We start from the raw sequence: 22296 nt of genomic DNA, 5'->3' as shown, positions 1-22296 counted from the left end.
CATGACGACGGATATCGCGGGCTTCATTGCCACCGTGCATCCCTATGACGGCCTTGGGCAGGACGAGCAGGCGCGTGTCGCCCGTTCCTTCGGCCAAAGGGAATTCGCGGCGGGGCAGACGATCTATGCCTTCGGGGAACGCCTGCCGGGGATCTATCTGATCCGGTCGGGGCGGGTCGTGGTCACCGACCGCAATGGCGACAGCGTGTCCCAGCTGGGCCCGCGCAACAGCTTCGGCGAACGCGGGCTGCTGCGCGACGGCGTCGCCGTCACCACCGCCATGGCCGAGGAGGATTGCCGCATCCTGATGCTGCCGCGCGAGGAATTGCAGCGGCTGATCCGCGATCACCGCAGCGTCGCGCGCTTCTTCGACCGCGGGCGCGGGCCGGGGCGCGGATCGGATCTGGCCGCGCTGAAGGTGCAGGACCTTCTAACCCGCGCGCCGCTGTCCTGCGCCCCCGACACCCCCGTGATCGAAGCCGCGCGCAAGATGCGCGATGCGGGGATCAGCAGCCTCGGCGTGACCTCGGGCGGGGCGCTGATCGGGCTGCTGACGATCCGCGACATGTCGAACCGCGTCGTCGCCGAGGGGCTGGACATGCGCCGCCCCGTGTCCGAGGTGATGACGCCCGACCCGATCACGCTTGCGCCCGATGCGCTTGGCTATGACGTGCTGAACGTGATGCTGGAACGTCGCGTCGGCCACCTGCCGGTGGTCGAGGATGGGCGCTTCGTCGGCATGATCAGCCAGACCGACCTGATGCGCGTGCAGGCCATCTCGGCCCCCGGTCTCATCCGCGAGATCGCGCAATCGGGCAGCGCATCCGAGATGGCGCGCGTGACCGCCCGGATCCCCGAACTGCTGGTCCAACTGGTCAAGGCCAACCAGCGGCACGAGATCATCACCCGCATGATCACCGACGTGGCCGACGCGGTGACGCGCCGACTGCTGGATCTTGCGGCGCAGCGTCTTGGCCCGGCCCCCGCCGCCTGGTGCTGGGCCGCCTGCGGCAGCCAAGGGCGGCAGGAACAGACCAGCGTCAGCGACCAGGACAATTGCCTCATCCTAGCCGAGGGGGCCGATCCCGACGACCCGTGGTTCACCAAGTTCGCGGGCCTGGTCTCGGACGGGCTGGATGCCTGCGGCTATGTCTATTGCCCCGGCGACATGATGGCGACGAACCCGCGCTGGCGTCAGCCGCTGCCGGTCTGGCAGGGCTATTTCCGCGACTGGATCGCCCATCCCAGCCCCGAGGCGCAGATGCTGTCATCCGTGATGTTCGATCTGCGCGCCATCGGCGGGGACGCCGCACTGCTGGCCGGTCTGCAGCGCGACACGCTGGCGGCGGCCTCGAAGAACTCGATCTTCGTGGCGCACATGATCGCGAATTCGCTCAAGCATCGCCCGCCGCTCGGGCTGATCGGTGGGTTCGCGACCATCCGTTCGGGCGAACATCGCAACCATATCGACATGAAGCACAACGGCGTCGTGCCGGTGACCGACCTTGCCCGCGTCTATGCCCTGCAGGGCCGGATCGGCACGGTCAACACGCGCGCAAGGCTCGAGGATGCCGAGGATCGGCAGGTGATCTCGGCCTCGGGGGCGCGGGACCTGATCGCGGCCTATGACATGATCCAGACGGCGCGGCTGGACAACCAGGCGCAGCTTGTGTCGGCGGGGCGCAAGCCCGACAACTATCTCTCTCCGGCGGATCTGCCGGACTTTGAACGCAGCCACCTGCGCGACGCCTTCGTCGTCGTGCGGGGGATGCAATCGGCCATCGGCCATGGAAAGGGAATACTGCAATGACGGGCGTGGGTGTCGAACTTTTGGGCGTGATCGCGGTGGGGATCGGGGCGGCGGCGCTCGGCTATGCGCTGATGCACCTGGCGCGCAAGCTGGGCCTGGCACCGGCGCCCTGGCTGCTGCCCGCGGCGATCGGTCTTGCGATGGTGGGGTATTCGATCTGGAACGACTATGCCTGGTTCGGGCGGGCGCAGGACCGCCTGCCGCAGGGCTCGCAGGTGCTGCTGGTCGGTCGCGACAGCCAGCCCTGGGCGCCCTGGACCTATCTTGCGCCGGTCGAGGTTCGCTTTGCCGCGCTGGATCCCGCCACCGTGCAGCCGACCGATCAGGGCAACCGCCAGGCCGAGATCATCCTGGTCGAACGCCGCGGCCAGACGCTGGTCGTGCCGCAGCAGTTCGACTGCACCGGCGGGCGCATCCGCCCCGCGCGTGGCGATTGGGTCGATGCGCCGCGGGACGACGTGGCCTTTGCCGCCGTCTGCGGGTCCGCAAATGGCTGACATCCTGATCATCGAGGATGAGGACAATATCGCCGCCGCGCTGGACTTTCTGCTGACCCGCGACGGTCATCGCCACGACCGCATGCCCTGCGGCGAGGGTGCCGTCGATCGCATCCGCCGCGACCGGCCCGACCTCGTGCTGCTGGACGTGATGCTGCCCGACATCTCGGGCTATCAGATCGTGCAGGACCTGCGCGCGGATCCGGCGCTGGCCCATACGCGCGTGCTGCTGATGACCGCGCGCGGTTCCGTGGTCGAGCGTCGCAAGGGGCTGGCGCTTGGGGCCGACGGTTTCATCGCCAAGCCATTCGAGCTGAACGAGCTGCGCGCCGAGATCGCGCGGCTTCTGGCCGAATGCTGAGACGCAGGCTGCTGCTGCTGTGTATCGCCGCGCTGGCAGCGGCGGCGGTCCTGACGGTGGCTGCGCTGTGGATCGCGGCCTCGGGGCGGGGGGTGGACGCGATCATCCAGGCCGGGCTTGTGCTGGGCTTCGGATTGACGGGCACGCTGACGGCGCTGTGGTATGTGCTGGACCGCAACGTCGCCCGCCCGATCGAGGGGGTGGCAGGCGCGCTGCGCACGGGGCGCGATCCGGCGGACACCCGATGGCTGGGCGATCTGGGCCCCGCCGCCACCGAGGCCGCCCGCGCCCGCGCCGAGAGCGACCGCGCCCTTGCCGACGCCATCGAGGATCACGCCGCCGAAACGCTGCGCGAAAAGGCCGCGTTGGAGGAGATCCTGGCCGATTTCGGCGCAGGTGCCGTGATGATCGACCGGCGGGGGCGCGTGGTATTCTACAACGCCTCGGCTGCGCGGTTGCTGCCGGGGCTGGGCCTGGATCAGCCGTTGGACCGGCATCTGCAGGGTGCGGGCATTCACGCAGCCGAGGGGCGCTTGGCCGCGGGGGCGACGGCCACGGACCTTGCCTGCCTGACCCATGCGGGCCGCCACCTGTCCGGGCGGCTGCGCGTGATGGATGCGGGCCGCCTGCTGATCCTGCGCGACGCCCTGCGCCAGGCACCCGACCGCGACCGGATCGAGGCTTTGCGGCGTCACGCCTCGTCGCTGGTGCCGATGCTGGATGCGCTGGACGGACCGATCCCGCCGCAGCTGGCGCAGGCGATCCGCTCCGAGGGACGCGGCCTGGCCGCCGCCCTGCGCGATCTGTCGACCGATGCGCAGGCAACCCCGAACACGGCCCGCCCGTCCGAGATATTCGCAGGCGTTTCCACCGACGCACTGCCGGACCTGCGCCTTAGGGCGGATGCGGATTCGATGAATGCGCTGATCGTCGCGCTGGCGGGACGCCTGCCCGATGCGGTTGCGCGAATGCGGATCACCGCCCCGGACGAGGTTCAGGTGACCATCGCAGGCTCGGGCCCGCCCGTCGCGATGGACGATCTGGAGCGATGGCTGCGCGAATGCCCCGACCCCGCGCAACCGGACCTGGACGGGGCCGAGATCCTGGCCCGCCACGCCACCGGCATCTGGCCCGAGGGCGCAGCCCTGGTGATGCCCCTTCAGCTCGCGCCGGAAGTCGGCAGCGATCACGGCGTCACCTATGATTTCGCGCTGGCGCGGCGGGGTGCGGCCTCGGACCGGCTGGGCGATCTGACCTGCGTCGTCTTCGACACCGAGACGACCGGCCTTTCGACCGAGGATCAGATCGTCCAGATCGCCGGTCTTCGCATCGCGCGCGGCCGCCTGACGGGCGAGAGGTTCGAGACGCTGGTGAACCCGGGCCGACCGATCCCGCCGGGCTCGACCCGCATCCACGGCATCACGGATGCGATGGTGGCCGACGCCCCTGACCTGACCGCCGCCCTGGGCGCATTCCGGCATTTCTGCGACGATGCTGTGCTGATCGCCCATAACGCGCCCTTCGACATGGGCTTTCTTCGGCGGGCGGTCCCCCGGACGGGCGCGCGTTTCGACAATACCGTGCTGGACACGGTCGCCATGTCCGCGATGATCTGGGGCGTCTCGGCGGATCACAGCCTGGACGCCCTGACAAGCCGGCTGGGCATCGCGATCCCGCCCGATGCACGTCACACGGCGATGGGCGACAGCATCGCCACCGCCGAGGCGTTCCTGCGCCTTATCCGCGCGCTGGAGGGCAAGGGCATCACCCGGCTGGAGCCGCTGCTGGCCGAGGCGCGCAAGCACCGCCGCCTCGTGGCCGATGCCAACACGCAGTGATCACAGGCTGATCTGCGGCTGGTCGGGGTCGATGGGCGGCGGGGCGGCGGGCGCGTCATCCCGGCGGCGCAGAAGGATGTCGCCGTTCGGCAGCGTCTCGGGGGCGTGGAAGTTCCGCGGATCGTCGATCCGCTCGGCCAGGCCGCCGATGATGGGGCCAAGATGCTCCAGCCCCTCGGACAGCGCATCCAGATCCGTGCCGTTCAGCATGTTGTCCAACAGGAAGCGCATGATGCCTTCGGGTTCGGCCTGCGCAGGACCGGCAAGCGCGATGGCGGCGGCCATGACAAGGCGCCGCCGGGCCCGCATCACGCGGCCCCCTGCGCCTGCGTTTCCGAATGCATGTTGCGGAACTGCTCCCATGCCTCATTGAGGCGGCGGGTCCGGGCCTCGGCCAGGCGGATCGCCTCGGGGGGCAGGCCGCGACCGATGGCGCGGTCGGGATGGCTTTCGCGCAACAATTCGCGCCAACGCTTGCGGGCCTCGGCCAGGGGCGTGTCGGGTTTGACACCCAGCATCTGGCAGGGCGGGCAGGCCGCGCCGGGATCGTGCCGGTGACGCATCTGCGCGATCTGGATCGGCGTGATGCCGAAGATCGCGCCGACATTGTCCAGAAACTCGATCTCGGCCTCGTGCAGGTCGCCATCGGCCACGGCGATCACGAACAGGCCTTCCAGCACGTCGATCAGAACGGGATCGGCGGGCGCGAACATCGCGGCGATGCGGCGTGCCCAGGCGTCATAACCCGCGACATCCTGACGGGCCAGGTCGAAGACGCGGGCGGCGTTCTTCTCCTCGGCGCGGGGGATGATGAAGACGCGGCGGAAGGCTGCAACCTCGGACCGGGCGACGGTGCCGTCGACCTTGGCCAGCTTGGCCCCCAGTGCGATCACCGCGATGGTGAAGGCGACCGAGCGTTCTGGCGGGGTCGCCGCGCGGCGCGATTGCAGGAAGGCCGCCATGCGGTCGCCGATGCGCTGCCAGAAGCTGCGCGGCTTCGGCAGTTCAGGGCAGGGCCCGCGGCAGAAATCTGGCGTGTGACAGCAATCCATACCACCAAGTCTAGCGTCAAACGCGGTGCGGCGATAGGGGCGCATTTGTCACGCATTGGCGATCAGGCCTGCAGATCGCGCCCCATGAAGACAAGGTCGTGATATTCCCCGAACTTCCATCCGGCAGCCGGGATCCGGCCCCATTCAACATAGCCCATGGCCCGGTGGAACCCGATGGACGCGGTGTTCGAGGCGGTGATCCCGCCGATCATCAGCCGATGCCCCGCCGCGCGGGCGTGATCCTCGATCCCGCGCAGCAGCAGGCGGCCGACGCCATGTCCGCGCGCCTCGGGGGCGGCGTTGATGCTGTGCTCCATGCTGCGCGAGTAGCCGGCGCCGCCGCGGAACTGGTCATAGGTCGCGAAGCCCAGGACGCGTTCCCCCCGCACCGCCACGAGGAACGCGCGCCCGTTCGACAGGCGCGTGCGGATGATGCCCGACACCTCGTCGGCGCAACGCTCGGTCGGCCAGAACGAGATGGCGGTGTCGCGGATGATCGGGTTCCAGATATCCGCGACGGCCCGCGCATCGTCGGGCGTGGCTTCCCTGAGGCGTATCGCCTCAGCCTGCATGCGCGCCACTGGCAAGCGAGCGGACGAAGTCCAGCACCTCGGGGACGGGGCGGCCTTCGCCGATCATCTTGACGATGGCGCTGCCGACCACGCAGCCATCCGCGACCGCGGCGATGTTCTGCGCGGCGTCCGGGGTCGAGATGCCGAAGCCGACCACCACGGGCAGACCCGCGGCGGCGCGGATGCGTGCGACCTCGGGGGCGACCTCGGCCGCGTTGGCCGCGGGGCCGCCGGTGATGCCCGTCACGCTGACATAATAGACGAAGCCCGAGGTGTTCTTGACCACCGCAGGCAGGCGGCGGTCGTCGGTCGTCGGCGTCGCAAGGCGGATGAAGTTCAGCCCGGCGCGGGTCGCAGGCAGGCACAGCTCGTCGTCTTCTTCCGGGGGAAGGTCGACGATGATCAGGCCGTCGATGCCTGCCTCCTTGGCCTCGGCCACGAAGCGGTCGACACCGCCCTGCCGCGCATAGATCGGGTTGTAATAGCCCATCAGCACGATCGGCGTCGTGTCGTCGCCCGCGCGGAAATCGCGGACCATCTGCAGCGTGCGATCGACCGATCCGCCATTGGCCAGCGCGCGCTGGCCCGCGGCCTGGATGGTCGCGCCATCGGCCATCGGATCGGTGAAGGGCATGCCCAGCTCGATGATGTCGACGCCGGCCTCGGGCATCCCGCGCATGATCTCCAGCGCGGTGGCGTCGTCGGGGTCGGACGCCATCATGTAGGCGACGAACGCCTTCTTGCCCTGGGCGCTCAGCGCTTCGAAAGTCTGCTCGATTCTGGTCATCTCTGCCCCCGCATTCTGTTGCTGACAGCACTAGCCCCCTTGGGGGCCGCGCGCAATGCGAAGGCGCCCGGCAGGCTGGACTTGGGCGCGCGGTGCGCGTAACAGCGGCGCCAAACCAGTTCCGCCAATACAAAGGGGGCCGCAATGGGCTTTCGCATGGGGATCGTCGGGCTGCCGAATGTCGGCAAGTCCACCCTGTTCAACGCGCTGACCAAGACCGCCGCGGCGCAGGCGGCGAATTTTCCCTTCTGCACGATCGAGCCCAACGTGGGCGAGGTCGCCGTGCCGGACCGCCGTCTGGACACGTTGGCCGGTATCGCGACCAGCAAGCAGATCATCCCGACGCGCATCACCTTCGTGGATATTGCGGGCCTCGTGAAGGGCGCCAGCAAGGGCGAGGGTCTGGGCAACCAGTTCCTGGCAAATATCCGCGAGGTCGACGCCATCGCGCATGTGCTGCGCTGCTTTGCCGATGACGACGTGACCCATGTCGAAGGCCGGGTCGATCCGATCGCCGATGCCGAGGTGATCGAGACCGAGCTGATGATCGCCGACATGGAATCGATCGAACGTCGCCTTGCCAACCTGCAGCGCAAGCTGAAGGGCGGCGACAAGGAGGCGGCCGAACAGCAGGGTCTTCTGCAGCGTGCGCTTGCCGTGCTGGAAAACGGCCAGCCCGCCCGCACCGTCGAGATTTCCGAGGACGAGCAGAAGGCATGGGACATGCTGCAGCTGCTGACGGCCAAGCCGGTGCTCTATGTCTGCAATGTCGACGAGAACGAGGCCGCCGAGGGCAACGCGCTGTCCGACAAGGTGGCGCAGATGGCCGCCAAGCAGGGCGCGGGCCATGTCGTGATCTCGGCCAAGATCGAGGAAGAGATCAGCCAGCTGGACGCCGAAGAGGCCGAGATGTTCCTGGGCGAGATGGGCCTGACCGAGGCGGGCCTCGATCGCCTGATCCGCGCGGGCTACGACCTGCTGGGCCTGCAGACCTATTTCACGGTCGGCCCCAAGGAGGCGCGCGCCTGGACGATCCGCAAGGGCACGCTGGCGCCGCAGGCCGCGGGCGTGATCCACGGCGATTTCGAAAAGGGCTTCATCCGCGCCGAGACGGTCGCCTATGACGACTATGTCGCGGGCAATGGCGAAAGCGGCGCGCGCGAGGCTGGCAAGCTTCGCGTCGAAGGCAAGACCTACGAGGTCAAGGACGGCGATGTCCTGCACTTCCTGTTCAACGCCTGATCGCGCGGTCGGGTGAAACGAAAAGGGCCGCAGCGATCGCTGCGGCCCTTCTTCTTTGTCCTGCGCGCCGGATCAGTTGCCGATCACGCTGCAATCCTGCGAACGGCTTGCCAGGCGACCGCAGGCCAGTTCGGCATCGGCCTTCGACAGGCGGGTGAAGCGCGGCTCCCACCCGCGGGGGGTGTCTGCGACATGGCGGTCGGCGCCGTTGAACAGCTTGCCGTCCTGCAGCGCCAGCTGGACCAGAACGTCGCGCGCCTCGTTCCGGGTGCGGAACAGGCCGAGAGCGATGCCGAAGCTGCGGCCGCTGTCCGGCGGGCGGCTGACGATTTCCAGCGCGGCTGCATCGCTCAGGTCGCCTTCGCCCATCGCGGCCAGGATCACCGTTTCCGAACGGCGGCGCGGTGCTGCCGAACGCTGAAGCGTCAGGTCGCCATTGGTGACGGTGCCTGCGGGGGCGGGGGTCGCGACCTCGGCCTCGCGCTCGGGCGAGGGTTCGGGGCGGGTCGATGCCTCGATCACGGGGCTGGCAAGGCTGGCCGATCCGCCATCCGAGGCGACCGCCTGCGCGATCGCGGTCTCGACCGCATCGCTGCGCCCGCCGGGACGCGAGCGGGGACGCGCACTCGCCGCCAGTGTCAGCGTGCTGGTCGCGGCCTGCGTGGCGCCCGCGGTCGCACGGGCCAGCGCCTCGTCCAAGCTGACGGTCGGCTCGGCTGCGGCGGCAACCAGGCTTGCGGCAGCGGTCGGGCGCGCTGCGGGTGCGGGCGAGCTGTCGAGCACGATGCGCTGCGGTTCGGGGCGCGTGGCCTCGGGTTTGGGTTCGACCTGCGCGCGGCGGGTCGTCGCCTGCACCAGCATGCGCGGCTTGGCCGGGCGAGTCTCGCGGACGCGGTCGGGCACGCGACCGAAGCTGTTGTCCAGCAGTTCGGCCATGGTCTGGTTGCGCTGCGCCGTCGAGGTGCCGCCGAAGACGGTCGCGATCAGGCGCTTGTTCCCGCGCTGCGCCGAGGCCGTCAGGTTGAAGCCCGCCGCACGGGTATAGCCCGTCTTGATCCCGTCCGCGCCCGCGTAATCGTCGAGGAAGCGGCGATTCGTGGACGAGACCTGCGTGACGCCCGCATCGGCCGAGCGGCGCGAGAACAGGTTGTAGTATTGCGGGAAGTCGTAGAACAGGTGACGACCCAGGATGCTCATGTCATGGGCGGTCGAGAAGTGCCCCTCGGTCGTCAGGCCGTGGGCGTTGCGGAACTGGGTGTTGTTCATCCCCAGGGCACGCGCCATCTGTGTCATCTGCGCGGCGAATGCCTGTTCCGACCCCGCGATGCCTTCGCCGATGGTCGTGGCGGCATCGTTGGCCGACTTGATCGCCGCCGCGCGCAGAAGGTAGCGCAGCTCGATCTGCTGGCCCGCGCGCAGGCCCAGCTTCGAAGGAGGCTCGGCCGCGGCGTTCGACGACACGGTAAAGCGCGAATCAAGCCGGACCTGTCCGCTTTCGACCGCGCTGAACGCCAGGTACAGGGTCATCATCTTCGTCAACGAGGCCGGATGGAGCCGCGTATCCGAGTTCTGTCGATAGATGGGCTGGCCGGTGCGTGCGTCCATCACATAGGCCGCAAAAGGTGCCGCCTGGACGGGCCGGACCACCGTGCCGATCAGCAGGGCGGTCACCAACGCAAACCAGCAGAGCCGGTGCAAGGATTTGAATCGGGTCACTGTCGCTGTCTTTCTGCCTCGTGCGGGCCTGTCGTTGCTCGCATGCCCGTCGTTAATAGAGGGATAATATCACGCATCTTTTCTCCTTGAAACACTGGATTGTTCCAATTTGCGCCAACCCGCCGCAGGGGGCCGGCGGGATGCGTTTCCGGCAGGGGCTTTCATCTGCCGCAAACTTACCTATATTCGGGTGTCTGACGGCATCTGCCGCAAACCGGTTCAGCAGCATTTCAGGAACGATCAGGCACCGATGACGCATTGGATGAGCGATCCCGACCAGCCCGATGATCAGTCCGACCTGGCGGTCAAGCCCAAGACGCGACCGCAGCGGCCTCCGATGTACAAGGTGCTGCTTCTGAACGACGATTTCACGCCGATGGAATTCGTGGTCCATGTTCTCGAACGGCTCTTCCACATGAGCCATGCCCAGGCGATCGAGATCATGCTGACCGTCCATCGCAGGGGGGTCGCCGTCGTCGGCGTCTTCTCGCACGAGGTGGCCGAGACGAAGGTCGCCCAGGTGATGGAGCTGGCCCGGCGCCAGCAGCATCCCCTGCAATGCACCATGGAAAAAGAGTAATCACGTGACCCAATCACGACTGGAACTTGCCTTCCCCCAGGGCATGCCCGAGGGGAAGATGTTGTTCGTGGGCGCAAGCGCGGGCGATGATCTGCGCGCCCTCGACACGGACCGCGTGACGGTCCTTCAGCGCCATTTCCCGGATCATGCCGGACTGACGGCACGCGGAATCGCCGCCGTAACGGGGCTTGACGACCAGCGCTTCGACGCCGCCATCGTGCGGCTGGCGCGCGCCAAGGCGGCGGCCCATGCCGACATCGCGCTGGCCGCAAGCCGCCTTGAACCCGGCGCATCGCTGTGGATCGACGGCCAGAAGACGGATGGCGTCGATGCCGTCCTCAAGGAAATGCGCAAGCTGGCCCCCGTGGACGAGGTGACGAGCAAGGCGCATGGCAAGATCTTCCGCGTCGAGGTTCAGGCCGGCGACTGGATCCCCGCCGACTGGCATGCCCGCGAAAATCAGGCCGCGCCGGGCTTCATCACGCTGCCGGGCGTCTTCTCGGCCGACGGGATCGATCCGGGTTCGGCCCTGCTGGCGCAGCATCTGCCCGAGAAGCTGCCGACCCGCGTCGTCGATCTTGGCGCGGGCTGGGGCTGGCTGTCCGCGCAGGCGCTGGCCCGCAAGGGCGTGACCGAACTGCACCTGGTCGAGGCCGACCACGCCGCCATCGAGAGCGCGCGCCGCAACATCGACGATCCGCGCGCGCATTTCCACTGGGCCGATGCGCGCGATTTCCGGCTCAAGGATCCGGTGAACGGCGTCATCATGAACCCGCCGTTCCACCAGGGGCGTCAGGCCGATCCCAAGCTGGGCGCATCCTTCATCGCCACCGCCGCGCGCATCCTGACCAGCGCGGGCCGCCTGTGGATGGTCGCGAACCGGCATCTGCCCTACGAGGCGGTGCTGGCCGATCATTTCGGGCAGGTCCACGAGATCGGCGGCGACAACCGCTTCAAGGTGATCGAGGCGACCGCCGCAGGGCGCGGCACCGCCACGCTGACCCGCAAGGGATCGCGTCGATGACCCTGTCGATCCAGGGCAAGGTCGCGATCGTGACCGGCGCCGCACGCGGCGTCGGCCTGGCCATCGCCCGCCATTTCGTGGAACGCGGCGCGATGGTGATGTTCGCCGATTGCGAGGATGCGGCCCTTGCGGCGGCGGTCTCGGATTACGACGAGGACGGCACGGTCCAGCGTTTCGCGGGCGACATGTCGCAGAAGCTGGTGATGGCGAACCTGCTGTCGGCCACGCTGGACGCCTTCGACCGGGTGGACATCCTGGTCAACGCGCATCGCTTCGTGCGCGACAGCGACCCCCTGGCGACCGACATGGACACGCTCGAGGAGATGCTGCGCCAGAACCTCATGTCGCAGATGCGCCTGTCGCAGCTGGTCGCCAAGCGCATGATCCGCCAGAGCGAGAGCGACAGCGACGGCACCTCGGCGGGGGCAATCGTCAACATCTCGACCCTGGCCGCGCGGCGTCCGATCCCGTCGATGCTTGGATATTCCATCGCCTGCGCGGCGCAGGAACAGGCGACGCGCGGGCTGGCGCTGGCACTTGCGCCGCACCGCATCCGCGTGAACGGCGTCAGCTTCAGCAGCGTCATGTCGCATGAGCTGCAATGCGCGCTGAAGGACGACCCCGAGAAGCGCAGCCAGATCATCGCGGGCACGCCGATGGGCCGCATCGCCCCCGCCGACGAGGTCGCCGAGACGGCGCAATACCTCGTCAGCGACGGCGCGCGCTTCGTCACCGGGCAGATCGTGACCGTCGATGGCGGTCGCAGCCTTGCCGATCCGGTGACGGCGCAGATCCTCTAGGTTTCTTCCGGGAAGGCGGCGCGGCAGGCCCGGACGGCGCTTGCCGCACCCTGCGCCAGCGCGGCCTTGCGCGCCGCAAGGTTGTCGCGCTTGCGCGTTTCCACCAGCGGGTCGATGGGCACGCGGTACCGTTCCTCGTCCACATAGTCGCGCCAGCATCCGCGCGTGACGGTCACGGCCTTGCCGTCCTTGTCGCGCCGGATGTCGCGGCACTGGCCGAAGCGCGTGCGGACGACCTGCCGTTCCTCCCAGGCATAGCCACGGGCGATATTGCCCTCGACCTCGGCCAGAAGGGCGCTGACGGTGCGATATTCGTCGGTATTCCGGCTGATGCAGCGTTCCTGCGGGGTTCCGCAGGCGGCGATCAGAAGGGGCAGGGACAGGATCGCCCATGGGGCGGTGTTGCGACGCATGGCGGCTCTCTTTACAGCGGTGATACAGTTTAGCCGCCCGTTCCGGGCCTATGCAAATCACGAATGGGGACAATCCGATGGACGACCAGCGCCAAAGAGCAGCCACCTGGTTCCACGAGCTTCGCGACCGCATCGTCGCGGCCTTCGAGGCGCTGGAGGATCGCGCGGGCGGCGACGCCGCGCCGGGCCGGTTCGAGGTGACGCCGACCACCCGCGCCAACGATGGCGGCGGCGGCATCATGTCGGTCATGCGCGGCGGTCGGGTCTTCGAGAAGGTCGGCGTGAACTGGTCCGAGGTCCACGGAACCCTGCAGCCCGCAGCCCAGAAGGCGATGGCCGCCCGCGGCGTGCCGGGGATCGAGGCCGATCCGCGCTTCTGGGCCAGCGGCATCAGCCTGGTCGCCCATATGCAGAACCCCCATGCGCCCGCCGTCCACATGAACACGCGCATGTTCTGGACCCCCGGCGCGTGGTGGTTCGGCGGCGGCGCCGACCTGAACCCCTGCATTGAATACCCCGAGGATACCGAGCATTTCCACCGGACCATGCAATCCGCCTGCGATCCGCATGACGAGGGGTATTACGACCGCTTCAAGGCCTGGGCGGACGAGTACTTCTTCATCCCGCATCGCGGTCGCGCGCGCGGCGTCGGCGGCATCTTCTTCGACGATCTGAACAATGGCGACTGGGAACGCGACTTCGCCTTCACTCGCGATGTCGGCTCGGCCTTCCTGCCGGCCTTCCTGCCCCTGGCCGAGGCCCGCAGCCGCCAGACCTTCTCCGAGGAAGACCGCGACACGCAGTTGATCCATCGCGGGCTCTATGCCGAATACAACCTCGTCTATGACCGTGGCACGAAGTTCGGGCTGGAAACGGGCCACAACCCCGACGCCGTGCTGATGAGCCTGCCACCGCTGGCGAAGTGGGTCTGACCCGAGGAACAAGCGAAACGGGCGCGGAAACGCGCCCGCATCGGCCTTAGACGTCCAGTTCCTCGACGAAGCGCGCGTTTTCCTGGATGTATTCGAAGCGCAGCTCGGGCTTCTTGCCCATGAGGCGTTCGACCAGGTCGCCGGTCTCGCCGCCCTCGTCGTCGTCGATGCTGACGCGGATCAGCTTCCGCGTCTTGGGATCCATCGTGGTGTCGCGCAGGTCCTTGGCGTCCATCTCGCCCAGACCCTTGAAGCGCTGGACGTCGATCTTGCCGCGACCGCCCAGACCCTTCTGCATCATGCGCTCTTTCTCGGCGTCGTCGGCGACATAGACGCGATGCGCCCCCTGCGTCAGGCGATAGAGCGGCGGGCAGGCCAGGTACAGGTGCCCGCGATCGATCATCGGGCGCATCTGCGTGAAGAAGAACGTCATCAGCAGCGACGCGATATGCGCGCCGTCCACGTCAGCATCCGTCATGATGATGATCTTGTCATAGCGCAGGTCGTCGATGTTGAACTTGGACCCCAGCCCGACCCCCAGAGCCTGGCACAGGTCGTTGATTTCCTGGTTGGCACCCATCTTGGACGAGGCCGCGCCCAGCACGTTCAGGATCTTGCCGCGCAGGGGCAGCAGGGCCTGCGTCGCGCGCTGGCGTGCCATCTTGGCGCTGCCGCCCGCGCTGTCGCCCTCGACGATGAACAGCTCGGTCCCCTCGCGGTTGGTCGCGCTGCAATCGACCAGCTTGCCGGGAAGGCGCAGCTTCTTGGTCGCGGTCTTGCGGGCGGTTTCCTTCTCCTGCCGGCGGCGAAGGCGTTCCTCGGCGCGCAGGACAAGGAAGTCCAGGATCGCGCCCGCCGATTTCGTGTCCGAGGCCAGCCAGTTGTCGAAATGGTCGCGCACGGCGTTCTCGACCAGGCGCTGCGCCTCGACGGTGGCAAGGCGGTCCTTGGTCTGGCCCACGAATTCGGGTTCGCGGATGAAGCAGCTGACCAGCGCGCAGCCGCCGGTAATCAGGTCGTCGCGCGTGATCTGCGCGGCCTTCTTGTTGTTCACCAGCTCGCCATAGGCGCGGATGCCCTTGAGGATCGCGGCCCAGAAGCCCGCCTCGTGGGTGCCGCCCTCGGGGGTGGGAACGGTGTTGCAATAGGACTGGATGAAGCCGTCGCGCGAGGGCGTCCAGTTGATCGCCCAGTCCACCTTGCCGGGCGCGTTGAAGCGCTTGAAATCGACGCTGCCGCTGAAGGGACGCTCGGCATAGGTGCTGGAGCCTGCCAGCGTCTCGTTCAGGTAATCGGCCAGCCCGCCGGGGAAGTGGAAGGTCGCCTCGCGCGGGGTCTCGCCGTCGTCGATCTCGGTCTTCCAGCGGATCTCGACGCCGCTGAACAGGTAGGCCTTGGATTTCACCATCTTCATCAGCCGCGCGGGCTTGAAGCGGTGATGCCCGAAGATCTGTTCGTCGGCATGGAAGGTCACCGTGGTGCCGCGACGGTTGGGCGCGGCGCCGATCTTCTGGACCGGACCTTCGGGGATGCCCCGGCTGAAGCGCTGTTCGAACAGCTCCTTGTTGCGCGCGACCTGCACGACCATCAGGTCCGACAGCGCGTTCACGACCGATGCGCCGACCCCGTGCAGACCGCCCGAGGTCTGGTAGGCATCGCCCGAGAACTTGCCGCCCGCATGCAGCGTGCACAGGATCACCTCGAGCGCGGACTTGCCCGGGAACTTGGGGTGCGGGTCGATCGGGATGCCGCGCCCGTTGTCGCGCACGGCAACGCTGAAATCGGCCAGCAGCTCGATCTCGATGCGGCTGGCGTGACCGGCGACGGCCTCGTCCATCGAGTTGTCGAGGATTTCCGCGACAAGATGGTGCAGCGCGCGTTCATCCGTGCCGCCGATATACATGCCGGGGCGCTTGCGAACGGGCTCCAGCCCCTCCAGCACCTCGATCGAGGATGCCGAGTAGCTGTCATTGTTCACGTCGCCCGAAAGAAGGTCGTCGGCCATGTGTCTGTCGTCCTGTCGTCTGGTCTGGCGGCGGTTATCTCATGGCATGGGGCGGGGCGGCAAGGGCTTGTGGTCGCGCCGGTGCCGCGCCGCAAGGGGTGCCACCTAAACGGGCTCAGCCAAGCGTGCCTCCCACATGCGCAGGAAGCCGGGCCGCGCCTGGCAGCCGGCCAACCATTCGGTGATCGCGGGCCAGGCATCGCGCAGCCGCGCGTCGTTCCAACCGTAACGGATCACCTCGGCCATGTTCAGATCGGCCACGGTGAAGCGACCCCCGACAAGATGGCCGTTCGCGGACAGATGCGCGTCGAGCACCTTCAGCGGACGTTCCAGCCGCTCGATCGCCTCGTCGATGATCTCTCGATCCTCGTCGGTGGCCTCGGGGCGGGTCAGCATCTGGATGGTCAGGGCGTCGTCCTCGATCGCGGTCGCGGCATAGAAGGACCATTGCAGCATCTGCGCGTCCTCGGCCGGGGTCGCGGGGGCGACGGGGCCGCCATGCTTGCGCGCAAGGTGCAGGGTGGCCGCCATGCTCTCGGACAGGACCAGCCCGTCATCCTCGATCACCGGGATCGCGCCTGCGGGCGACAGCGCCAGGAATTCGGGGCTGCGCGTGCTCAGCGCGTCGGGATCGGCGGTGCGATAGCCCTGGATGACCGGCACTTGCCGGAAGGGCAGGTCCAGTTCGTGGCAGAGCCAGATGATGCGCGAGGCACGCGAGCGCGTGACGCCGTGAATGACCAGCATGGGGGTTCCTCGTCAGTTTCGGGCAGCTTGGGGCGTGTCGGGCAGCGATGCAAGCAATCCGGCGCGGATCGCAGCGCGGTCGATCGCATCCACCACCGATTGCGGATCGGCATGCTGCGGCATGTGGCCGATGCCCGGCAGGATGGTCAGGTTCGCGTTCGGCAGATCGCGCGCAAGGGGCACCGCGTGGACCTGTGCGGGAACGACGTGATCCTCGGCGCCGTGCAGGATCTCGACTGGCAGGTCCAGATCCGCGTATCGCTGCGACATGACGCGCAGGAAGGGGCGCAGCTGCGTGATCTGCCGCGCGTTGTTGCGATAGTTCGCCCGTCGCGCCGCAAGCCCCACGCCGATATGGTCGGCATAGCCCGGGGGCACGGCATCGGGCGCGAAGATCCCGGCCATGATCCGGTCGCCAAGCGACATGGGCGCCAGCGCGGTCATCAGGGGCGGGCCGACGCGGTTGCCGATGGGCGTGCCGACAAAGCGGTACCAGCCCTGCAATTCGCCGGGCCAGGGCTCGGTCGCGCCGGACACGACGACCAGCGCCGCCGTGTCGGACGGCGCGCGCATGCCCCAGGCCATCGCCACTGCCCCGCCATAGCTGTGGCCCATGACGATGGGGTCGCGCACGTCCAGCTGGTCCGCCGCCCTGCGCAGGAACTCGGCCTGCGATATCGGGCTGTGGTTCTGCGCGCCGATATCGTCGCTGAAGCCCAGCCCCGGCCTGTCGAACGCGATCACGCGATAGCGTCCCTTCAGCCGGTCGATCAGGTCGAAGCTGAAATCGCGCAGGTTGCCGCTGGCCCCGTGCAGCAGGATCAGGTCGGGGCCCTGGCCCTCGATCATGACGTGCACGCGGCGGCCATCCACCTCGATGAACTGCCCCGAGGGCGGGTGCGTCGCCTCGAAGCCGCGTTCGCGTTGCGTGGCGCGCGCATCGACCAGCGCGCACCCGCCCAGGGCCACGAACAGACTTGCGATACCCAGCATCCTTTTCCACCCCCTCATCGGCAATCCTTCACCCGATCGCGCCACCTGTCGGCGCGGTGATTTGCATTGCACCCCGTTTGCGCCTAACTGGACCCGCCATTCAAGACGGAACGACGCGATGACCCTTCGCCACGCAGCCGCAATCGCATCCCTTGTCGCCCTGCCGCAGATCGCCGCCGCGCATCCGCACGTGTTCATCGACGCCTCGCTGGCGCTGGAATACCGCGACGGCAAGCTGGCCCAGATCGCGGTCGAGTGGAGCTATGACGAGCTGTATTCGCTGCTGATCATCGAGGATATGGGCCTCGATCCCGATGCCGACGGCGTCCTGACCGAGGAAGAGAACGCCGCCATCCAGGGCTTTGACGGCGATTGGGAAGAGGGCTTCGACGGGCGGTTGTTCCTGCAGGCGAACGGCGCCCCCGTCGCGCTGGAGGATCCGCGCGATTTCACCGCGACCTACCAGGACGGGCGCCTGGTGTCGCGCCACGTGCGGCCCGTGACGGGCGATGCGGGGGTTTCGGACGATATGAAGATCGAGGTCTACGACCCTGAATATTATGTGCAATTCTCGATCGCCGAGGATGTTGCGGTCACGGGCGCGGAATGCGCGACGCGGCTGCTGCCGGGCGATCCCTATGCCGCGGCGGATGCCTATGCGCGGGCGGTGGCGCATGCGCTGGCCGATGACGATACCGCCTCGGCCGAGATGCTGTCCGTCGATATCGGGGCGACTGGCGCGGATGCGCTGCTGGTCGAATGCGAGGCGGGGGCATGACGCGCGCGCTGTCCGCCACGGGTCTGATCGTGGGCGCGGTGGCTCTGGTTCTGTGGCTTGGCGGCGGCCTTGCGGGGATCGAGCATTGGGCCGCGTCCGTCCAGCGTGAAACGCAGACCCTGATGGCAGGCGCGTTGCGCGGCTTGCGTTCCGGTCAGCCCGGCGCTGTCTGGTCGCTGGTCGGGCTGTGCTTCGCCTATGGGGTCGCGCATGCCGTGGGGCCGGGGCATGGCAAGATGGTGATCGGCAGCTATGGCTATGGCGCCGATGTGCCGATGATGCGGCTGGGCGTGCTGTCGGTCGCATCCTCGCTGGCGCAATCGGCCATGGCGGTGATCGTGGTCGGGGCGGGCATCACCCTGCTGGACCTTGGACGAGAGCAGCTGACCGACCTGACCGAACGCCGGATGGCCGATATCAGCGCGCTGATGGTCACGGGCGTCGGTTTGTGGCTGGCATGGCGCGGCATCCGGCAGCTGCGCGCGGCGGCGCGGGCGCAGGATCATCACCATCATCACCACGAGGGTTGCGGCTGCGGTCACGCCCATGGGCCAAGCGCGGCGCAGGTCTCGCAGGCGCGGGGGCTGCGCGACGGTCTGCTGGTCGTGGCCAGCATCGCGGCGCGGCCCTGCACGGGCGCGCTGTTCGTGCTGATCCTGACATGGCGGATGGGCATCTTCGGCATCGGCGTGCTGGGCACCTTTGCCATGGGGCTGGGGACGGCGCTGGTGACGCTGGCGGTCGCGATGCTGTCGGTCTGGGCGCGACGCGGCAGCGCGGCGGCGGTTGCCGACGGTGCCGCCGCGCGTTGGCTGCCCGGGATCGCGCAGCTTGCGGCAGGGCTGCTGGTCGCCGCCCTGTCGCTGGTTCTGCTGGTCTAGGCCGCGCCCAGCTGCGTCAGGAACGCCTGCATCTCCGGACCCATCGCCGAACGGTTGGCAAACAGCGTCGCCTGGGACCGCAGGACCGGTTCCTCGTCAAGGATCCGCAGGTTGTTCGCGCGCAGCGTCGCCCCGGACGAGGTGATGTCCGCGATCGCCTCGGCGGTCTGGTTCGTGACCGTGCCCTCGGTCGCGCCCTGGCTGTCGACCAGCTGGTAATCCGCGACCTCGTGCTCGGCCAGCCATGCGCGGACGAGGCGGTGATACTTGGTCGCAATGCGCAGGCGGAAGCCGTGCTGGGCACGGAAATCGCGCGCGATGGCGGCGAAATCGTCCAGATCGCGGCAATCGCGCCAGCAATCGGGCACGGCGATGATCAGGTCGGCATGGCCGAAGCCCATCGGGGCGACCTCGGACACCAGGTCGCGCCAGCCGGCCAGCTTCTCGCGCACCAGGTCGGTGCCGGTCACGCCAAGCTCGATCCGGCCCGCGGCCAGTTCGCGCGGGATCTCGCCCGCCGACAGCAGTACCAGCGAGACGCCCTCGGCCCCCTCGACCCGGCCCGCATATTCGCGGTCCGAGCCGCTGCGCGACAGGGTGACGCCGCGATCCGCGAACCAGTCGAAGGTCTGTTCCATCAGCCGCCCCTTGGACGGCACGCCAAGGCGGATCATGCTGCGCCCTCCAGTTCGGCAACCAGGCCGGGGCGGATGATGCCGCCGACGGCGGGAATTTCGCGGCCCTTGCCCAGCACCCGCGTCAGCGCGTCATAGCGACCGCCCGACGCGACATCGGGCCAGCCCGCGCGGTCGGCGGCGAAGCTGAAGGTGAAGCCGTCGTAATATTCCAGCGTGGTGCGCCCGTGGCTGGCATCGAAGGTGACGGCCGACAGGTCGATCCCGCGATCCGCGATGGCCTGAAGCCGCGCCGCGATGCGGTCCACGGCGGGGGCGATCGCGGGCATGTCCTGCGCCAGATCGCGCAGCAGCGGCGTCACCTGATCGGCGGGGGCCTGCAGCGCGAACAGGCGGTCCAGGCGTTCCGACCAGATCGGCGCGAGCGGCGCGACGGCGGCATCGGCGTTCAGCCGCGCGATGCGGCGGATCATCTCGTCCTCGGACCGCAGGCCGGCCCAGGGGGCGTCGGTTTCGGGGAAATCGCGCGGGGTCGTCGGCTGACCGAAGCGCGCCAGAAGGCGGCGGAAGCGGCCGGGCCGCCAGATGTGGTGCATCAGCGCGTCGCGCCGCGCGTCGGGCAGGGGCAGGGCCGCCACGGCGTCCAGCAGAAGGCCCATGTCCCCGATCTCGGCCCGAAGGTTCAGCGGCGCAAGCAGGTCGTGGAACAGCGCGAACAGTTCGGCATCGGCATCGGGATCGCGGCTGAACAGCTCGAACCCGGCCTGAAGATATTCGATGTCGCGCGGATTTTCGGGATGGGTGTCGCCCATGTCCTGCTTGCGGAACACCTCGCCCAGGTAACAGTAGCGGGCGGGTTCCGCGCCGTTCTGCATATGCGCCTGCACGACCGGGACGGTGAAATCCGGGCGCAGCATCATCTCGCCGCGGATCGGGTCGGCGGTGACATAGGCGCGGGCGCGGATATCCTCTCCGTACAGGTCCAGCAGGCTTTCGGCGGGCAGCAGCAGGTCGGGCGCGACCTCGACCCCGCCCGCGTCGCGGAAGGCGGCCAGAAAGCGCTGGCCGACGCTCTGCTTGTCGCGCTTGGGGATCATGAGAGGATCCGCCGCACTTCGGCCACCAGATCGGCGCGGGCGACCTCGGTCTGGGCGGGCTGGGATTTCCATTCGTCCAAGGACGCCTCGGCCGCGATCTTGGCGCCCAGGATCAGGTCCTTGACCTGCACGACGCCGCGCTCGGCCTCGTTGCCGCCTTGGATGATAGCGACGGGTGCGCCGCGCTTGTCCGCGTATTTCAGCTGGTTGCCGAAATTCTTGGGGTTGCCCAGATAGACCTCGGCCCGGATGCCCGCCGCACGCAGTTCCGCGGCCATTGCCTGGTAATCGGCCATGCGGTCGCGATCCATCACGGTCACGACGACCGGACCCTGGCTGTCGGCGCCCGCCAGCCCCTTGGCGCGCAGCGCGGCCAGCAGGCGGTCCACGCCGATGCTGACGCCGGTTGCGGGGACCTTCTGGCCGGTGAAACGCTCGACCAGGCCGTCATAGCGACCGCCCCCCGCGACGCTGCCGAACTGGCGCTTGCGGCCCTTCTCGTCCAGGATCTCGAAGGTCAGTTCGGCCTCGAAGACGGGCCCGGTGTAATATCCAAGCCCCCGCACGATCGAGGGGTCGATGACGGCGCGATCTTCGGCCACGCCCATCGCGGCCAGCATGTCGGCGATCTGCGACAGCTCGTCCACGCCCTCGGCGCCGATGGCCGATGCGCCGACGGCGGCGCGCAGGTTCGCCAGCGTGGCTGCGTTGTCGTCACCCTTGGACGTCAGGAAGGCCAGCACGGGCTGGGCCTGATCCACCGACAGGCCGACGCCGTCGATGAAGGCGCCGCTGTCATCCTTGCGGCCTTCGGTCAGCAGGGCCAGCACGCCGTCGCGGCCGACCTTGTCGAACTTGTCGATCTGGCGCAGCACGTCCTCGGCCTGATCGGCGCGGACCTCTGCGGCCTCCAGCACGCCGTTCAGGACCTTGCGGTTGTTGATCCGCACGATGTAGTCGCCGCGCGCGATCCCCACGCCTTCCAGCGCATCGGCCAGCATGGCGCAGATCTCGGCATCCGCCGCGACCGACGCGCTGCCCACCGTGTCGGCATCGCATTGATAGAACTGGCGGAAACGGCCCGGCCCGGGTTTCTCGTTGCGCCAGACGGGGCCCATCGCGAAGCGGCGATAGGGGCTGGGCAGATCGTTGCGATACTGCGCCGCCACGCGCGCCAGCGGCGCGGTCAGATCATAGCGCAGCGCCAGCCAGTCGCCCGCGGTGCCGCCGCCGGGAACCGCCTCCTCCTGCCAGGCGAAGACGCCTGCGTTGGGGCGGTCCACGTCGGGCAGGAACTTGCCCAGGGCCTCGACCGTCTCGACGGCGCTGGTCTCCAGCGGCTCGAACCCATGGCGATGATAGATCTCGGCGATGCGGTCCAGCATCGCCTTGCGTTCCGTCACCTCCGCACCGAAATAGTCGCGAAAGCCCTTCGGCGTGTCTGCCTTGGGGCGGGGCTGTTTCTTCTGGTCTTTTGCCATGGTCTTGCTGCCTTTAAGGGGCCAAATCCGGGAAAGGCCATAAAGGAAGGGAACG

23 protein-coding genes are annotated in these 22296 nt (G+C 68.4%); 11 read left to right on the top strand and 12 right to left on the bottom strand.

Annotation, left to right across the window (positions count from 1 at the left end; all coding sequences use genetic code 11):
* Window position 1: 1 nt before the first annotated feature.
* Genes F804_RS0108550 through F804_RS16930 form a run of 4 tightly spaced genes read left to right on the top strand, consistent with a single transcriptional unit; the run spans window position 2 to window position 4506 of the window.
* Window positions 2-1810, top strand: coding sequence for a DUF294 nucleotidyltransferase-like domain-containing protein (locus tag F804_RS0108550; protein WP_022707336.1), 1809 nt, complete (start codon window positions 2-4; stop codon window positions 1808-1810).
* Window positions 1807-2307, top strand: a complete 501-nt coding sequence (locus tag F804_RS0108545; protein ID WP_022707335.1) for a hypothetical protein — start codon at window positions 1807-1809, stop codon at window positions 2305-2307. The genes F804_RS0108550 and F804_RS0108545 overlap by 4 nt, the downstream gene beginning before the upstream one ends.
* Complete coding sequence (locus tag F804_RS0108540; protein ID WP_022707334.1) at window positions 2300-2668, top strand: response regulator transcription factor; 369 nt, start codon at window positions 2300-2302, stop codon at window positions 2666-2668. Before F804_RS0108545 ends, F804_RS0108540 begins: the two co-directional genes overlap by 8 nt.
* Complete coding sequence (locus F804_RS16930; protein ID WP_022707333.1) at window positions 2662-4506, top strand: 3'-5' exonuclease; 1845 nt, start codon at window positions 2662-2664, stop codon at window positions 4504-4506. Before F804_RS0108540 ends, F804_RS16930 begins: the two co-directional genes overlap by 7 nt.
* Here F804_RS16930 and F804_RS16040 read toward each other — a convergent pair whose 3' ends face one another.
* The 4 genes from F804_RS16040 to trpA form a co-directional block, all read right to left on the bottom strand.
* Window positions 4507-4815, bottom strand: a complete 309-nt coding sequence (locus F804_RS16040) for a hypothetical protein (RefSeq protein ID WP_022707332.1) — start codon at window positions 4813-4815, stop codon at window positions 4507-4509.
* Window positions 4815-5468, bottom strand: a complete 654-nt coding sequence (locus F804_RS16035; RefSeq protein WP_245540336.1) for a molecular chaperone DjiA — start codon at window positions 5466-5468, stop codon at window positions 4815-4817. Before F804_RS16035 ends, F804_RS16040 begins: the two co-directional genes overlap by 1 nt.
* A 152-nt stretch (window positions 5469-5620) precedes the next feature.
* Window positions 5621-6130: a GNAT family N-acetyltransferase gene (locus F804_RS0108520; RefSeq protein WP_040595903.1), complete on the bottom strand. Its 510-nt coding sequence runs from the start codon at window positions 6128-6130 to the stop codon at window positions 5621-5623.
* Window positions 6120-6917: a tryptophan synthase subunit alpha gene (trpA, locus tag F804_RS0108515; RefSeq protein ID WP_022707329.1), complete on the bottom strand. Its 798-nt coding sequence runs from the start codon at window positions 6915-6917 to the stop codon at window positions 6120-6122. Before trpA ends, F804_RS0108520 begins: the two co-directional genes overlap by 11 nt.
* Before the next feature lie 144 nt (window positions 6918-7061).
* Between trpA and ychF the strand changes: the two genes are divergently transcribed.
* Window positions 7062-8159 carry a redox-regulated ATPase YchF gene (ychF, locus tag F804_RS0108510; protein ID WP_022707328.1) on the top strand — a complete coding sequence of 366 codons (1098 nt, stop codon included), beginning with the start codon at window positions 7062-7064 and terminating at the stop codon, window positions 8157-8159.
* 72 nt (window positions 8160-8231) lie between these two features.
* Here ychF and F804_RS0108505 read toward each other — a convergent pair whose 3' ends face one another.
* Window positions 8232-9830, bottom strand: coding sequence for a D-alanyl-D-alanine carboxypeptidase family protein (locus tag F804_RS0108505; protein ID WP_028725794.1), 1599 nt, complete (start codon window positions 9828-9830; stop codon window positions 8232-8234).
* A gap of 307 nt (window positions 9831-10137) precedes the next feature.
* On the opposite strand from F804_RS0108505, the gene clpS reads away from it, so the two are divergent.
* Genes clpS through F804_RS0108490 form a run of 3 tightly spaced genes read left to right on the top strand, consistent with a single transcriptional unit; the run spans window position 10138 to window position 12279 of the window.
* Window positions 10138-10455, top strand: a complete 318-nt coding sequence (clpS, locus tag F804_RS0108500) for an ATP-dependent Clp protease adapter ClpS (RefSeq protein ID WP_028725793.1) — start codon at window positions 10138-10140, stop codon at window positions 10453-10455.
* A gap of 4 nt (window positions 10456-10459) precedes the next feature.
* The gene (locus F804_RS0108495; RefSeq protein WP_022707325.1) at window positions 10460-11479 is read left to right on the top strand and encodes a class I SAM-dependent methyltransferase; all 1020 of its coding nucleotides are present in this window, start codon (window positions 10460-10462) and stop codon (window positions 11477-11479) included.
* Window positions 11476-12279, top strand: a complete 804-nt coding sequence (locus F804_RS0108490) for an SDR family NAD(P)-dependent oxidoreductase (RefSeq protein ID WP_022707324.1) — start codon at window positions 11476-11478, stop codon at window positions 12277-12279. The genes F804_RS0108495 and F804_RS0108490 overlap by 4 nt, the downstream gene beginning before the upstream one ends.
* Here the strand turns inward: F804_RS0108490 and F804_RS0108485 are convergent.
* Entirely contained in the window at window positions 12276-12692 is a 417-nt protein-coding gene (locus F804_RS0108485) for a hypothetical protein (protein WP_022707323.1), read from the bottom strand. The genes F804_RS0108490 and F804_RS0108485 overlap by 4 nt on opposite strands.
* Window positions 12693-12769: 77 nt before the next feature.
* On the opposite strand from F804_RS0108485, the gene hemF reads away from it, so the two are divergent.
* Entirely contained in the window at window positions 12770-13624 is an 855-nt protein-coding gene (gene hemF / locus F804_RS0108480) for an oxygen-dependent coproporphyrinogen oxidase (RefSeq protein WP_022707322.1), read from the top strand.
* Window positions 13625-13670: 46 nt separating this feature from the next.
* Here hemF and parE read toward each other — a convergent pair whose 3' ends face one another.
* The 3 genes from parE to F804_RS16030 all read right to left on the bottom strand — a co-directional run bounded on the left by parE (window position 13671) and on the right by F804_RS16030 (window position 17369).
* Window positions 13671-15629 (bottom strand): DNA topoisomerase IV subunit B, encoded by a 1959-nt coding sequence (parE, locus tag F804_RS0108475; protein WP_022707321.1) that lies wholly within the window; start codon window positions 15627-15629, stop codon window positions 13671-13673.
* Window positions 15630-15734: 105 nt separating this feature from the next.
* Window positions 15735-16376, bottom strand: coding sequence for a glutathione S-transferase family protein (locus F804_RS0108470; protein WP_022707320.1), 642 nt, complete (start codon window positions 16374-16376; stop codon window positions 15735-15737).
* Between the two features lie 12 nt (window positions 16377-16388).
* Window positions 16389-17369: an alpha/beta fold hydrolase gene (locus tag F804_RS16030; protein ID WP_022707319.1), complete on the bottom strand. Its 981-nt coding sequence runs from the start codon at window positions 17367-17369 to the stop codon at window positions 16389-16391.
* Between the two features lie 118 nt (window positions 17370-17487).
* On the opposite strand from F804_RS16030, the gene F804_RS0108460 reads away from it, so the two are divergent.
* A complete protein-coding gene (locus tag F804_RS0108460; RefSeq protein WP_022707318.1) occupies window positions 17488-18147 on the top strand; it encodes a DUF1007 family protein in 660 nt (219 codons plus the stop codon).
* Window positions 18144-19028, top strand: coding sequence for a nickel/cobalt transporter (locus F804_RS0108455; protein ID WP_028725791.1), 885 nt, complete (start codon window positions 18144-18146; stop codon window positions 19026-19028). Before F804_RS0108460 ends, F804_RS0108455 begins: the two co-directional genes overlap by 4 nt.
* Here the strand turns inward: F804_RS0108455 and hisG are convergent.
* Genes hisG through hisS form a run of 3 tightly spaced genes read right to left on the bottom strand, consistent with a single transcriptional unit; the run spans window position 19025 to window position 22241 of the window.
* Window positions 19025-19702, bottom strand: coding sequence for an ATP phosphoribosyltransferase (gene hisG / locus F804_RS0108450; RefSeq protein WP_028725790.1), 678 nt, complete (start codon window positions 19700-19702; stop codon window positions 19025-19027). The two genes, F804_RS0108455 and hisG, sit on opposite strands and share 4 nt — an antisense overlap.
* On the bottom strand, window positions 19699-20757 hold the full coding sequence (locus tag F804_RS0108445; RefSeq protein ID WP_156845225.1) for an ATP phosphoribosyltransferase regulatory subunit: 1059 nt from the start codon (window positions 20755-20757) through the stop codon (window positions 19699-19701). The genes hisG and F804_RS0108445 overlap by 4 nt, the downstream gene beginning before the upstream one ends.
* A complete protein-coding gene (gene hisS / locus F804_RS0108440; protein WP_022707316.1) occupies window positions 20757-22241 on the bottom strand; it encodes a histidine--tRNA ligase in 1485 nt (494 codons plus the stop codon). The genes F804_RS0108445 and hisS overlap by 1 nt, the downstream gene beginning before the upstream one ends.
* Between the last annotated feature and the right edge of the window lie 55 nt (window positions 22242-22296).

The organism is Paracoccus zeaxanthinifaciens ATCC 21588, assembly GCF_000420145.1.
GTDB lineage: Bacteria > Pseudomonadota > Alphaproteobacteria > Rhodobacterales > Rhodobacteraceae > Paracoccus > Paracoccus zeaxanthinifaciens.
The sequence above is the reverse complement of the archived record's forward strand: the minus strand, read 5'-3'. Positions and strand labels throughout refer to the sequence as shown.

Coding starts and splice junctions, on each gene's coding strand:
- F804_RS0108550 (WP_022707336.1), top strand. CDS start 2: ATGACGACGGATATCGCGGGCTTCATTGCCACCGTGCATCCCTATGAC.
- F804_RS0108545 (WP_022707335.1), top strand. CDS start 1,807: ATGACGGGCGTGGGTGTCGAACTTTTGGGCGTGATCGCGGTGGGGATC.
- F804_RS0108540 (WP_022707334.1), top strand. CDS start 2,300: ATGGCTGACATCCTGATCATCGAGGATGAGGACAATATCGCCGCCGCG.
- F804_RS16930 (WP_022707333.1), top strand. CDS start 2,662: ATGCTGAGACGCAGGCTGCTGCTGCTGTGTATCGCCGCGCTGGCAGCG.
- F804_RS16040 (WP_022707332.1), bottom strand. CDS start 4,815: ATGCGGGCCCGGCGGCGCCTTGTCATGGCCGCCGCCATCGCGCTTGCC.
- F804_RS16035 (WP_245540336.1), bottom strand. CDS start 5,468: ATGGCGGCCTTCCTGCAATCGCGCCGCGCGGCGACCCCGCCAGAACGC.
- F804_RS0108520 (WP_040595903.1), bottom strand. CDS start 6,130: ATGCAGGCTGAGGCGATACGCCTCAGGGAAGCCACGCCCGACGATGCG.
- trpA (WP_022707329.1), bottom strand. CDS start 6,917: ATGACCAGAATCGAGCAGACTTTCGAAGCGCTGAGCGCCCAGGGCAAG.
- ychF (WP_022707328.1), top strand. CDS start 7,062: ATGGGCTTTCGCATGGGGATCGTCGGGCTGCCGAATGTCGGCAAGTCC.
- clpS (WP_028725793.1), top strand. CDS start 10,138: ATGAGCGATCCCGACCAGCCCGATGATCAGTCCGACCTGGCGGTCAAG.
- F804_RS0108490 (WP_022707324.1), top strand. CDS start 11,476: ATGACCCTGTCGATCCAGGGCAAGGTCGCGATCGTGACCGGCGCCGCA.
- F804_RS0108485 (WP_022707323.1), bottom strand. CDS start 12,692: ATGCGTCGCAACACCGCCCCATGGGCGATCCTGTCCCTGCCCCTTCTG.
- hemF (WP_022707322.1), top strand. CDS start 12,770: ATGGACGACCAGCGCCAAAGAGCAGCCACCTGGTTCCACGAGCTTCGC.
- parE (WP_022707321.1), bottom strand. CDS start 15,629: ATGGCCGACGACCTTCTTTCGGGCGACGTGAACAATGACAGCTACTCG.
- F804_RS0108470 (WP_022707320.1), bottom strand. CDS start 16,376: ATGCTGGTCATTCACGGCGTCACGCGCTCGCGTGCCTCGCGCATCATC.
- F804_RS16030 (WP_022707319.1), bottom strand. CDS start 17,369: ATGCTGGGTATCGCAAGTCTGTTCGTGGCCCTGGGCGGGTGCGCGCTG.
- F804_RS0108460 (WP_022707318.1), top strand. CDS start 17,488: ATGACCCTTCGCCACGCAGCCGCAATCGCATCCCTTGTCGCCCTGCCG.
- F804_RS0108455 (WP_028725791.1), top strand. CDS start 18,144: ATGACGCGCGCGCTGTCCGCCACGGGTCTGATCGTGGGCGCGGTGGCT.
- hisG (WP_028725790.1), bottom strand. CDS start 19,702: ATGATCCGCCTTGGCGTGCCGTCCAAGGGGCGGCTGATGGAACAGACC.
- hisS (WP_022707316.1), bottom strand. CDS start 22,241: ATGGCAAAAGACCAGAAGAAACAGCCCCGCCCCAAGGCAGACACGCCG.